The sequence below is a fragment of the Caldisalinibacter kiritimatiensis genome, assembly GCF_000387765.1.
GTDB classification, from domain to species: Bacteria; Bacillota; Clostridia; order Tissierellales; family Caldisalinibacteraceae; genus Caldisalinibacter; species Caldisalinibacter kiritimatiensis.
Genome location: NZ_ARZA01000138.1, coordinates 13922 through 27008 on the forward strand (window position 1 = coordinate 13922; position 13087 = coordinate 27008).

The following is a 13087-nucleotide window of genomic DNA, read 5'->3' on the forward strand; positions in this document are numbered from 1 at the left end:
TGTTACCGGAGATGTTGTATGTAGCAAGAGTGGGGGCTCCCCACTCTTTCTGTTATTTTTATAATAAAAGAATAAGATAATTTTTTTTAGGAAAAATATGAATGTACCAAAATGGAGGTGATAATATGCAAAAGAAGCAGGTTGAAAACTTAGTTTTAGAGATTGCACAACCTATCGCTGAGGAGTTAAGGTTTGAACTTGTAGACGTAGAATTTGTTAAAGAAGGACCACATAAATATTTGAGAATATACATAGATAAGCCAGGAGGAATTTCAATAGAAGATTGCCAAGAGGTAAGTGAACGAGTGAGCTTAAAGTTAGATGAAATAGACCCAATAGAGGAGCAATATTTTCTAGAAGTGTCATCTCCTGGATTAGACAGACCTCTTAAAAGTGATGAAGACTTAGAAAGTAATTTACATAATGATGTGGAAGTGAGCTTGTATAAATCGCTAAATGGGAAAAAGAGACTAATTGGAGAACTAATAGGATTTAATGATGATGAAATAGAAATAGATGAAGAGGAGAATGGAAAAGTTAAAATTCCTAGAAATATAATATCTAGAATTAATTTAGCTGTGAAATTTTGATAGGGAGGTTTAAGGGGATGAAAGCTGAGTTTTTAGAGGCTCTTGATGAGATAGAAAGAGAAAAAGGAATATCTAAAGAAAAATTACTTGAAGCAATTGAGGCTGCTTTAATTTCAGCATATAAGAAGAACTTTGGTTCATCACAAAATGTTGAAGTGTTTATAGATAGAGAAACTGGTGAAGTAAAAGTATATGCTGTAAAAAATGTTACTGAGGAAGTTACAGACGATTTATTAGAAATAGATATAGATGAAGCAAAAAAAATAGATCCGATTTATGATATAGATGATACTGTAAGAGTTGAAGTTACTCCTAAAAACTTTGGAAGAATTGCTGCACAAACAGCAAAACAAGTTGTAGTACAGAGAATAAGAGAAGCGGAAAGAGAAATAATTTATGAAGAGTTTTATAGTAGAGAAAGTGAAATAGTTACAGGATTAGTGCAACGAGTAAGTAAAAATAATGTATTAGTTAATTTAGGTAGAACAGAAGGTATACTACCACCTACTGAACAAATACCTGGAGAAACTTATAAACAAGGTGATAGAATAAAAAGCTATATTTTAGAAGTGAAAAGAACAACAAAAGGACCACAAATTTTTCTTTCCAGAACACATCCTGGTTTCGTAAAGAGATTATTTGAGTTAGAAGTGCCAGAAATACATGATGGTATTGTAGATATTTATAGTATTTCAAGAGAGGCGGGTTCAAGAACTAAAATAGCAGTATACTCTAATGAGCATGATGTTGATCCAGTAGGTGCATGTGTAGGGCATAGAGGAGTTAGAGTAAGAGCTATAGTAGATGCTTTAAACGGAGAGAAAATTGATATAATAAACTGGAGTGAAGATCCAGTTGAATTTATAGCAAATAGCCTTAGTCCTGCGGAGGTTATCGATGTAACTATTAATGAAGAAGAAAGGTCAGCTAGTGTTATAGTACCTGATTACCAGTTATCATTAGCTATTGGTAAAGAAGGACAAAATGCTAGACTTGCCGCTAAGTTAACCGGATGGAAAATAGACATTAAAAGTGAAAGTCAAGCACAATCTAATCAAGATTAAAGGAGTGATTAGATTGAAAAAAAGAAAAATACCTCTTAGAAAATGTTTAGGATGTAATGAGAGTAAATCTAAAAGGGAGCTTATACGTGTAGTAAGAAACAAAGAGGGAGAAGTAAGTATAGATTTAACAGGAAAAGCAAGTGGTAGGGGTGCTTATATTTGCAATGATTTGGAGTGTTTAGAAAAAGCACAAAAAAGTAATAGATTGTCAAAGGCGTTAAAGATTCAAGTTCCTGAAGAGATTTATGAAAAATTGAAGATGGAGTTAGATGAACAATGAAAAGAATTTATTCTATGTTAGGACTGGGAAGGAAGGCCGGTTTTATAGAAACAGGTGGAACTGCTTGTGAATTGTCTATTAAGAAAAAAAAGTGTAATTTATTGATAATAGCTATAAATGCATCCCAAAATACTAAAGATAAGTTTATGAGTTTATGTAAAAGATATAAAATTAAATATATATTATTTGGCGATAAAGAACTACTAGGAAAATCAACTGGAAAAGAGTCGATTTCAATAATAGCTATAACAGACAAGCAGTTTACAGAAAGCTTAATTAAGAAATTAAGCACTTAATCACCTGTAAAATATATAGGGGGTGAATGTTTTGAGAGTTTATAAATTTGCAAAAGAACTTGGAATTTCAAGTAAAGAATTAATAAAAAAATTAGCAGAATTAGATATTGAGGTTAGTAGTCATATGAGTAGTATTAATGATGAAGAAGTGGAATTAATAAAGGAATTATTAAATGATGAATTAGAGAATGAAAATAATGATACAAAGGAAAAGAAGTTAAAAGAGAAAAGCTCTAATACTATTATCAAAAACAAGAAAAAGAAAGAAAAGAATAAAAAAAATAAGAGTGAAAACATAGATGCTAAACAAAAATCAAGAGATAACACTAACTCGCAAAATGAGATTGAGATTGGAGATTCAATAGTAGTTAAAGAATTATCAGAAAAAATGTCAGTAAATTCAAATCAAGTAATTACTAAGCTTATTTCTTTAGGAGTAATGGCTAATATAAACCAAGAGATAGATCATGATACTGCAAGTATAATAGCTGAAGAGTTCGGGTTTATAGTGGTTAAACATGAAGATGAGGTAGCTAGTGAAGAAACTAATGAACAAGAAATGTTAGACTTTGAAGATAAAGAGGAAGATTTAATTGAGAGATCTCCAGTTGTAACAGTTATGGGGCATGTTGACCATGGAAAAACTTCTTTACTAGATGCTATACGTGAGACTAAAGTTACTGAAAGAGAAGCTGGAGGTATTACCCAGCATGTTGGTGCATCTACTGTTAAAGTCAATGATAAAAGAATTGTATTTTTAGATACACCTGGCCACGAGGCATTTACAGCAATGAGAGCAAGAGGAGCACAAGTAACTGATGTTGCTATTTTAGTAGTAGCAGCTGATGATGGTGTTATGCCACAAACAATAGAGGCGATAAATCACGCTAAAGCTGCTAATGTACCAATTATTGTTGCCATTAACAAAATAGACAAACCAGAAGCAAATCCCGATAGAATCAAGCAAGAAATCACAGAACATGGATTAGTACCTGAAGATTGGGGCGGAGATACGATTTGTGTGCCAGTTTCGGCTCTAAAAAAACAGGGGATAGATGAATTGTTAGAAATGATTCTTTTAGTAGCAGAGATGGAAGAACTTAAAGCAAATCCTAATAGAAGAGCTAAAGGTACTATAATAGAAGCTGAGTTGGACAAAGGAAAAGGTCCAGTAGCAACTGTAATTGTGCAGAAGGGTACTTTAAAAGTTGGAGATGCAGTTGTAACTGGTACAGCTCATGGTAAGGTTAGAGCCATGATTGACGATAAAGGAAAAAGAATAAAAGAAGCAGGACCTTCGACTCCAGTTGCTATTTTAGGGTTATCAGAAGTTCCTGACGCTGGTGAACATTTATATGTTGTAGAAAGCGATAAAAAAGCAAGAGAGATTGCCGAAAATAGAAAAGAAAAAATAAGAATGGAGCAATTAAAAACAACTCAGAAAGTATCATTAGACGATTTATTTGAGCAAATCCAAAAAGGAGAAGTTAAAGACCTAAATGTAGTTATAAAAGCAGATGTGAGAGGGTCAATAGAAGCGGTTAAGCAAGCATTAGAAAAATTAAGTATTGATGAAGTAAAGGTTAAAACTATACATGGTGGAGTAGGAGCTATTAATGAAACGGATATAATGCTTGCATCAGCTTCAAATGCTATAGTTATAGGATTTAACGTAAGACCAACTTCTACTGCTATTAATTTGGCGAAGCAAGAAAATGTAGATGTTAGGACTTACAGAGTAATTTATGAAGCCATTGAAGATATAGAAGCAGCAGTAAAGGGTATGTTAGAACCAGAATATAAAGAAGTAGTTATAGGGAGAGCTGAAGTAAGAGCAACATTTAAAGTACCAAATGTGGGTGTAGTAGCTGGAATATATGTTCAAGAAGGTAAATTAACTAGAAATTGTGGAGTAAGATTACTAAGGGATAGTGTAGTTATACATGAAGGAACTGTATCATCACTAAAGAGATTTAAAGATGACGTTAGAGAACTAGCTGCAGGTTATGAAGGTGGACTTGGAATAGAAAACTTCAATGATATAAAGAATGGAGATATAATAGAAGGATATGTAATGGAAGAGGTAGAGAGATAATTTGATATGTAGAGGGTGATTATATGGGTTCAAGAAGACTAGACAGAATATCAGAAGAGATAAAGAAAGTAGTTAGCAATGTTATAAGAAATGACCTTAAAGACCCAAGAATTTCAACTATTACAAGTATAACTGATGTAGAATTGACTAAAGATTTGAGATATGCCAAAATTTATGTAAGTATTTTAGGGAACGAGCTAGATAAAGAACAGACTTTAAAGGCGTTAAATAGAGCAAAAGGTTTTATAAGAAGAGAAATTGGTAATAAAGTAAAGATAAGATATACGCCTGAACCATTATTTTATTTAGACGAATCAATTGAGCGAGGAGTTTATATAAACCAACTTATTAAAAAAATACAGAGTGAAAAAGAAGATAGAGGGAATGAAAATGAGTAAAGAAATTAAACTCAAAATAAAAAGTTTAGGTGAAAAATTAAAAGAGAGCAAGAGTGTATGTTTAATATCTCACATACATCCAGATGGGGATAGTATTGGTTCTTTATTAGGGTTTGGCCTTGCTTTAAGACAAATTGAAGGACTAGAAGTTAAATTTGCATATGTTGACGATATTCCTTCTAATTTTTCCTTTTTACCTGGTATAGAAAATATAAAAAAAGTTGGCAGAGATGAATATTTTGATATGATTATAACTTTAGACTGCAGTGATATAGAAAGATTAGGAGAAATGAAGACAATTTTAGAAAGTGCTGATACAATAGTAAATATTGACCATCATGTAAGTAATTTAGATTATGGAGATTTAAACATAGTCTTACCAAAAGCAAGTTCAACAGGAGAGATTATCTATAAAATTTTAGAGTACTTAGGACTTAATGTTACTAAAGAAATAGCAACATGTTTATATGTTGCTATTTCTACTGATACTGGTAGTTTTAAATATGAAAGTACTTCTGCTTATACACACATAGTAGCTTCAAGATTATTAGAAAAAGGGATAGACTTAAATAAGATAAATGTAGAATTATACCAGAGTACATCCTTAAATAAAGCAAATTTATTGATAAAAGCTTTAAATACATTAGAATTTTATGAGAATAAAAAAGTAGCAGTAGTATATATTAGTAGAAATATGCTAGAGGATTGTAAAGCAACTATACATGATACAAATGGAATTGTAGAGTTTATAAGAAATATAAGTACAGTTGAAGTAGCATGTGTTTTGAAGGAGATAGCTAACAATGAAATAAAAGTTGGTTTAAGGTCAAAAAGATATGTAGATGTAGCCGATATAGCAAAGCGGTTTAACGGTGGGGGGCATGTTCGAGCATCAGGGTGTACAATATTTAAAAGTATTGAAGAAGCAAAACACGATATTTTAGAAGAGATATTAAAAGATATTAGGTGATGACAATGAACGGAATATTAAATGTTTTAAAGCCTACAGGAATGACTTCACACGATGTAGTAAGTTATATTAGGAGTAAACTGAAAACTAAAAAAGTTGGTCATACAGGAACATTAGATCCAAATGCAGCAGGAGTATTACCAATTTGCTTAGGAAAGGCTACAAAGATTACCCAATATCTTATAGAAAAAAGAAAAAAATATAGGTGTGAATTAACTTTAGGTAAAGAAACTGATACTCAAGATAAATATGGAAAAGTAATTAAAGAGTCTGAAATAAAAGTTAATGAAAATGAAATTAGAAGGGTATTTAAAAATTTTTTAGGTGAAATAGAACAGATACCACCTATGCATTCTGCTTTAAAACATAAGGGCAGGAAATTATATGAACTTGCTAGAGTAGGAAAAAAGGTTGATATAAAACCAAGGAAAATAAAAGTGTATAATCTAGATATCATTAGTATTAAAGACAATAAAAAAATATTATTTGATGTTGAATGTTCAAAAGGGACATATATAAGAACATTATGCAAGGATATCGGCAGACAATTGGGGCCTTATGGGTATATGTCTTTTTTACTACGAACAAGAGTAGATAAATTTGATTTGTTAAACGCATATACTATTGAAGAGATAAACGATTATGTTAACAATAATCAAATTGACGATATTATTTTACCGATTGATTATCCATTAGATAACTATAAAATAATAACTATTAAAAAAAGAAATAAAAAAATTATTACAAATGGTGGTAGAGTTTTTTTAGGAAAGAAACATGATGTTATGAAATTGTACAATAAAATGGCTAAGTATAGGATATATTGCGAAGGAAGGTTTTTAGGAATAGGGAAAATAGTTGAATTAGGAGATGCGTGGTTTGTTAAAATGGAGAAATTACTGGTGTAAAGGGGATTTATAATGGAGGTTATAATAGGAGATAATGTAAGTATAGACGAGAATACTGTAGTAGCTATAGGAAATTTTGATGGTATTCATCTAGGACATCAAAGTTTGATAAATGAAATGTTAAAAATTTCTAGCGAAAAAAATCTTAAAAGTGTCGTCTGTACTTTTAACAAGCATACAGCCAATATTATAAAAACAAGAGAATTACCTAAATCAATAATGAATAATGAACAAAGAATTAAGTGCTTTGAAAGCATGAATGTAGATTATTTATATTTAATTGAATTTGATGAAAATATAATGCGTTTATCTCCAGAAGACTTTATAAAAAAGATAATTTTAGATAAGCTAAATGCAAAAGCTGTAGTAGTAGGCTTTAATTTTAGATTTGGTTTTAAAGCTAAAGGTGATGTTGAATATTTAAAAACACTTGGAGAAAAACTAGGAATAGAAGTTTTGATAATACCACCTGTTTATGATAATGGCAAAGTGATAAGTAGTAGTTTAATAAGATGTTTAATTGAAAAAGGGAAAATGAAAAGAGCAAATAAACTATTAGGAAAACCATTTAGTATTATTGGAAAAGTTACTAATGGTGAAAGTAGAGGTAGAATAATGGGGTTCCCTACAGCAAATATTAAACCTTCAGTTAGTTACGTCATACCAAAGAGTGGTGTATATAAAACATCAACAGTTATAGATAACAAAACATATAGTAGTATTACTAATATAGGGTATAAACCAACTTTCAAAGGCACAGGAATAACTATAGAGACCCATATTTTTCATTTTGATAAATATATCTATGACAAAACAATAGAAATTAGATTTTTAGATTTTATTAGACCTGAGAAGAAATTTAATTCACAAGATGATTTGATAAAACAAATAGAAAATGATATTAAAATGATAAAATAAAAAATAATCATTTACAAAGTAAAATCTTTATGATAGAATATGTCTTGTTAAATACCTTAACCTAAGTGTATCGTTACCTCGGCGTATACTTGGATTAAGGTGTAAAAATAATTTGGAGGTGTTATAAATGAGTATAAGCAAGGAAGAAAAAGCAGCCATTATTAAGGAATATCAACTTAAAGAGGGTGACACAGGTTCCCCGGAAGTACAGGTAGCTATTTTAACTCACAGAATTAACAAACTAACTGAGCATTTAAAAGAACATAAGAAAGACCATCATTCAAGAAGAGGTCTTTTAAAAATGGTAGGTAAGAGAAGAGGATTATTAAAGTACTTACAAAAGAATGATATTGAAAGATATCGTAGCTTAATCAAGAGATTAGGTTTAAGAAGATAGTTAGAGCGGGGTATACCCGCTCTATTGTTTTATAAAACTTATTGATAAGAGTGGTTTAATTTGAAAAATAGGGTTATAATAATATAATGATAGTGTACATATAGACAATGAAATAAGGAGGTTAAGTATGGAGAAAAGATATGAATATACTTTAGCTGGCAGGAAATTAGCAGTAACAATAGGAAAAGTAGCTGAACAGGCTAATGGAGCATGTTTAGTAAGATATGGAGATACTGTTGTATTAGTAACTGCCACAGCATCAAAAGAACCTAGAGAAGGTGTGGACTTTTTCCCACTGAGTGTAGATTATGAAGAAAGATTATATGCAGTTGGAAAAATTCCAGGAGGGTTCATAAAACGTGAAGGTAAGCCAAGTGAAAAGGCAATATTAACAGCTAGACTTATTGATAGACCAATTAGACCACTTTTTCCAAAAGGATACAGAAATGATGTACAAGTTATTACAACAGTTCTATCGGTTGACCAAGATTGTCCACCAGATATAGTAGCTATGATAGGTTCTTCTATTGCTCTTAGCATTTCTGATATACCTTTTGATGGACCTACGGGTTCAGTATCAGTAGGACTTGTTGATGGACAATACGTTATTAACCCAACAAGTGAGCAAAGGGAAAAAACTGATTTAAAATTAGTAGTTTCGGGTACAGAAGATGCCGTAATGATGGTGGAAGCTGGAGCTAATGAGGTACCAGAAGATGTTATGCTAGAAGCAATTATGACTGCACATGAAGAAATAAAGGAAATTTGTAAGTTTATAAAAAATATTCAAAAAGAAGTAGGAAAAGAAAAGCAGCAAGTTGAGCTATTTGAAGTTGATAAAGCTATTGAGCAAGAAGTTACTGAATATGCTACTTATAAGATAGTAAAAGCTATACAAACTCCTGATAAGCAGGAAAGAGAAGAGAGATTAAATAATGTAAAAGAAGAGATATTTGAATATTTCTTAGAGAGATATCCAGAAAATGAAAAAGATGTTGATGAAGCAATTTATAATATTATAAAGGAACAGGTAAGAAAAAATATTGTAGAAAAAGGTATTAGGCCAGATAATCGTAAGATTGATGAGATTAGGCCTATATCTTGTGAAGTAGGATTATTACCTAGAACTCATGGTTCAGGATTATTTAATAGAGGTCAGACTCAAGTTTTAACTGTAGCTACGTTAGGAGCTAAAGGTGACGTTCAGATCTTAGATGGGTTAACAGATGAAGAATCGAAAAGATATATGCATCATTACAATTTTCCACCATATAGTGTAGGAGAAACGAGGTTCTTAAGGGGTCCTGGAAGAAGAGAAATAGGTCATGGCGTTCTTGCTGAGAGAGCTTTGGAACCTGTTATTCCAAGTGAAGAGCAATTTCCTTATACAATAAGATTAGTTTCTGAAGTATTAAGTTCAAATGGGTCGACATCACAAGCAAGTGTGTGTGGTAGTACACTATCTTTAATGGATGCTGGTGTACCAATAAAAGCTCCAGTAGCAGGAATTGCAATGGGATTAATTAAGGAAGAAGACGATGTAGTTATATTATCAGATATACAAGGTATGGAAGATTTTCTTGGAGACATGGACTTTAAAGTAGCAGGAACTGAAAAAGGGATTACTGCAATTCAAATGGATATTAAAATCGCAGGAATAGGAAAGGACATATTAAAAGAAGCATTAGATAGAGCGAAACAAGGAAGATTATATATACTAGGTAAAATGTTAGAAGTTATTTCTAGTCCTAGAGAAGAAATATCGCCATATGCACCAAGGATATTAACAATGGAAGTAAAAGAAGACAAAATCAGAGATATCATAGGCCCAGGAGGAAAAACCATTAATAAAATAATCAATAAAACTGGAGTAAAAATTGATATTGAAGATAATGGTAAGGTTATAATTGCAGCTGAAGATTTAGAAAAAGGTAAAGAGGCAATTGAAATGATAGAAAAAGTAATAAAAGATATAGAAATAGGAGATGTTTATTTAGGGAAAGTTGCTAGAATAGCTCCATTTGGTGCTTTTGTAGAAATTCTTGATGGAAAAGAAGGGTTGGTACACATTTCAAATATTTCAGACAAACGAATTGATAAGGTAGAAGATGTACTATCGGTTGGCGATGAAATATTAGTTAAGGTAGTAGATATTGACAAACAAGGACGAATCAATCTTTCAAGGAAAGAAGCTTTAAAAGAAGAAAAGAAATGCGACAAGTAAGGCATAAACCTACTGTAGGTTTGTGTCTTTTTTATTTTAACTGGAATATATTTGTTTAGTAAATGTATATTATTATAGTAATAAATATATTTTAGGGGGAAGAAAATTGAAAATTTTTTTTATTAAGTATAATACTTTAAAAATAATTATTATAGCATTAATCTTATTAATTGTTTTTACTTTTATATTTACGTATGTAAAAAGAACAAAATCTACAGAAACATTTAATAATGGAGATGTATTTTATAAAGGCAATATTGATAAACAAATAATAGCTTTTGCATGCAATGTAGATTGGGGGAATGAATACATACCTGCAATGTTACAAACTTTTAGAAATAATGATATAAAAATAACTTTTTTTGTTACTGGTAGATGGGCAGAAAAGTATCAAGGATTATTAAAAAACATACATAAAGAAGGTCATGAAATAGGTAATCATGGGTATAAACACAGAGATTATAGTAAATTGGGATATGAAGAAAACAAGAAAGAAATAACAAGAGCTCATAATATAATCATGAAAGTAACAGGTGAAAAGCCTAAATACTTTGCTCCACCGGCAGGAGCTTTTAATGATTTTACCATTAAAGCAGCAAATGATTTAGATTATGATGTTATAATGTGGAGTATAGATACAATCGATTGGAGAAAAGACAGTAAAAAAGAAAAAATTATACAAAGGGTTATAAGTAAAACTCATAATTCAGCTATCGTATTAATGCACCCAAAGCAAGAAACTATCAAAGCATTACCTGAGTTAATAAATAGTTTAGAAAAGCAAGGTTATAAAATTGGTAAGGTAAGTGATATTATAAGATAAACTTTATTGTGGTATATAGTTGAAAGTATTATAATTCTATTCTATAATGAATTAGAAAAAAAATTTAGCGGGGTGCAAATATGTATAATAAATTTGTATTGGATAACGGTTTAAGAGTCGTAACAGAGTATATTCCACATGTAAAATCTGTCACAGTTGGTATATGGGTTGAAACAGGTTCAAGACGAGAAAATAAATTAAATAATGGTGTATCTCACTTTATTGAGCATATGCTCTTTAAAGGGACTAAGAATAGAAATGCTAAAGAGATAGCAGAAAGTATTGATAATATAGGTGGTCAATTGAATGCTTTTACAAGTAAGGAATGTACTTGTTTTTATGCAAAGGTTCTAGATAATCATTTACCTATAGCTATTGATGTATTAGCTGACATGTTATTTAATTCAAAATTTGAAGAAAAAGAAATTGAAAAAGAGAAAAGTGTAGTATTAGAGGAAATTAATATGTACGAAGACTCACCTGAAGATTTAGTCCATGATTTACTTTCGACTACTATATTTGATGGTCATCCTTTAGCGTATCCTATACTAGGTCATACTGATAATCTTAAAAATTTAAGTAGAGAAGATATATTAAGATATTTCAAAGAACATTATACACCAAAAAATACAGTAATAGCTATTGCTGGCAATTTTAAAGCTAATGAAACTATTAAATTAATTGAAAAATTTTTTGGGCATTGGAATGGTAATAAGAAGAACCATCCCTTTGAAAAACCACCTACTTTATATAAAAGAGTAATTGGAAAAAGAAAATTAACAGAACAATTGCATCTTTGCTTAGGTATGGAAGGTATATCTCAAGGTGATGATGACCTATATGGTCTTCTATTATTAAATAATATTTTTGGTGGAAGTATGAGTTCTAGGCTTTTTCAACGAATTAGAGAGGATAAGGGATTAGTGTATTCTATATATTCGTATCCATCAGCTTATAAAGATATAGGGGTATTTACTATTTATGTTGGTTTAAATCCAAATCAGATATGTAATGTTTCTAAATTAATTAAAGAAGAGATAAATTGTATAAAAAATAAAAATTTTAGTGATAATGAATTTTATAAGGCTAAAGAGCAGCTGAAGGGAAATTATATATTAGGACTAGAAAGTACTTCTAACAGAATGACATCTTTAGGTAAGTCTGAATTGTTATTAGGTAAAATATACTCACCAAAAGATATAATAGAAAAAATTGATAAAATTAATTTAGATGATATAAACAGGATTATAGATAAAGTGTTTGACTTTAGTAAATTTAATATTGCATATGTTGGTAACATTAATAATCAAAATAAATTAAAAGAAGACATGAATGAAATATTTTTTTCATAGTTTATTTTTATAGAAATAGGATTTCATATAAATGTAAGAAAAGGAGAATGATATAATGAAAATTAAAATTGTTAAAAAAAGCAAATTACCATTACCTAAATATAAAACTGATGGAGCATCTGGACTAGACTTATATGCTGACATTGAAGATAAGATAGTTCTAAAACCTATGGAAAGAAAATTAATACCTACTGGAATTCATATAAGCTTACCAGAGGGATATGAAGCACAAATTAGGGCAAGAAGTGGACTAGCTATAAATCATGGGATAGGTTTAGTTAATGGAATTGGTACTATAGATAGTGACTATAGAGGGGAAATAAAAGTTATATTAATCAACTGGAGTTCAGGAGAATTTATTATTAATAGAGGAGATAGAATTGCACAGATGGTTATAACAAAAATAGTTAATGTGCAATTAGATGAGGTTGAGTCTCTAGATGATACACAGCGAGGAGAGGGAGGATTTGGGCACACAGGCATGTAATATCATAACTAATTTCATCATAAATGATAATGAATACTAAAAAAAATTCTACATATCCATATAAAAAGATGAATTTGTATTTTTTTATGACAATCTATAAAGTAAAACATTTTTCGCTATAAAAATAAAATATAATAGCAATAAGTATTTTTTATATGGGTTTAATTGATAAAAATTAAATGAAGGGGGATAATCAAGTGAGATTAAGTGAACTTGGTGGTAAAGAAATTGTTAATCTTAATGATGGGGGTAGATTGGGAATAATAGCAGATTCGGATTTAATTA

Annotated in this window: 14 protein-coding genes; all 14 read left to right on the top strand. The window is 30.3% G+C overall.

The genetic code is table 11. The annotated features are described in order from the left end of the window. Positions 1 to 125: 125 nt before the first annotated feature. The 14 genes from rimP to dut all read left to right on the top strand — a co-directional run bounded on the left by rimP (position 126) and on the right by dut (position 12802). On the top strand, positions 126 to 590 hold the full coding sequence (gene rimP, locus L21TH_RS06655; RefSeq protein ID WP_006312321.1) for a ribosome maturation factor RimP: 465 nt from the start codon (positions 126 to 128) through the stop codon (positions 588 to 590). Positions 591 to 607: 17 nt separating this feature from the next. Continuing rightward, positions 608 to 1654: a transcription termination factor NusA gene (nusA, locus tag L21TH_RS06660; protein WP_006312322.1), complete on the top strand. Its 1047-nt coding sequence runs from the start codon at positions 608 to 610 to the stop codon at positions 1652 to 1654. Positions 1655 to 1667: 13 nt separating this feature from the next. Beyond that, on the top strand, positions 1668 to 1934 hold the full coding sequence (gene rnpM, locus L21TH_RS06665; RefSeq protein ID WP_006312323.1) for an RNase P modulator RnpM: 267 nt from the start codon (positions 1668 to 1670) through the stop codon (positions 1932 to 1934). After that, on the top strand, positions 1931 to 2230 hold the full coding sequence (locus tag L21TH_RS06670; protein ID WP_006312325.1) for a L7Ae/L30e/S12e/Gadd45 family ribosomal protein: 300 nt from the start codon (positions 1931 to 1933) through the stop codon (positions 2228 to 2230). Before rnpM ends, L21TH_RS06670 begins: the two co-directional genes overlap by 4 nt. Positions 2231 to 2252: 22 nt before the next feature. Then, the gene (gene infB / locus L21TH_RS06675; protein ID WP_034429544.1) at positions 2253 to 4325 is read left to right on the top strand and encodes a translation initiation factor IF-2; all 2073 of its coding nucleotides are present in this window, start codon (positions 2253 to 2255) and stop codon (positions 4323 to 4325) included. 23 nt (positions 4326 to 4348) lie between these two features. Next, the gene (gene rbfA / locus L21TH_RS06680; protein ID WP_006312329.1) at positions 4349 to 4723 is read left to right on the top strand and encodes a 30S ribosome-binding factor RbfA; all 375 of its coding nucleotides are present in this window, start codon (positions 4349 to 4351) and stop codon (positions 4721 to 4723) included. Then, positions 4716 to 5693, top strand: a complete 978-nt coding sequence (locus L21TH_RS06685) for a DHH family phosphoesterase (protein ID WP_006312330.1) — start codon at positions 4716 to 4718, stop codon at positions 5691 to 5693. The genes rbfA and L21TH_RS06685 overlap by 8 nt, the downstream gene beginning before the upstream one ends. A 5-nt stretch (positions 5694 to 5698) precedes the next feature. Beyond that, positions 5699 to 6601: a tRNA pseudouridine(55) synthase TruB gene (gene truB, locus L21TH_RS06690; protein WP_006312331.1), complete on the top strand. Its 903-nt coding sequence runs from the start codon at positions 5699 to 5701 to the stop codon at positions 6599 to 6601. A gap of 12 nt (positions 6602 to 6613) precedes the next feature. Next, positions 6614 to 7519, top strand: a complete 906-nt coding sequence (locus L21TH_RS06695) for a bifunctional riboflavin kinase/FAD synthetase (RefSeq protein WP_006312332.1) — start codon at positions 6614 to 6616, stop codon at positions 7517 to 7519. A 127-nt stretch (positions 7520 to 7646) separates the two neighbouring features. Continuing rightward, positions 7647 to 7916, top strand: coding sequence for a 30S ribosomal protein S15 (gene rpsO / locus L21TH_RS06700; protein ID WP_006312333.1), 270 nt, complete (start codon positions 7647 to 7649; stop codon positions 7914 to 7916). Positions 7917 to 8043: 127 nt separating this feature from the next. Then, positions 8044 to 10140, top strand: coding sequence for a polyribonucleotide nucleotidyltransferase (locus L21TH_RS06705; RefSeq protein WP_006312334.1), 2097 nt, complete (start codon positions 8044 to 8046; stop codon positions 10138 to 10140). A 106-nt stretch (positions 10141 to 10246) separates the two neighbouring features. After that, complete coding sequence (locus L21TH_RS06710) at positions 10247 to 10963, top strand: polysaccharide deacetylase family protein (protein WP_006312335.1); 717 nt, start codon at positions 10247 to 10249, stop codon at positions 10961 to 10963. A gap of 80 nt (positions 10964 to 11043) precedes the next feature. Next, positions 11044 to 12315, top strand: a complete 1272-nt coding sequence (locus L21TH_RS06715; protein WP_006312338.1) for a M16 family metallopeptidase — start codon at positions 11044 to 11046, stop codon at positions 12313 to 12315. A 55-nt stretch (positions 12316 to 12370) separates the two neighbouring features. Beyond that, on the top strand, positions 12371 to 12802 hold the full coding sequence (gene dut / locus L21TH_RS06720; protein ID WP_006312339.1) for a dUTP diphosphatase: 432 nt from the start codon (positions 12371 to 12373) through the stop codon (positions 12800 to 12802). The last annotated feature ends 285 nt before the right edge of the window (positions 12803 to 13087 follow it).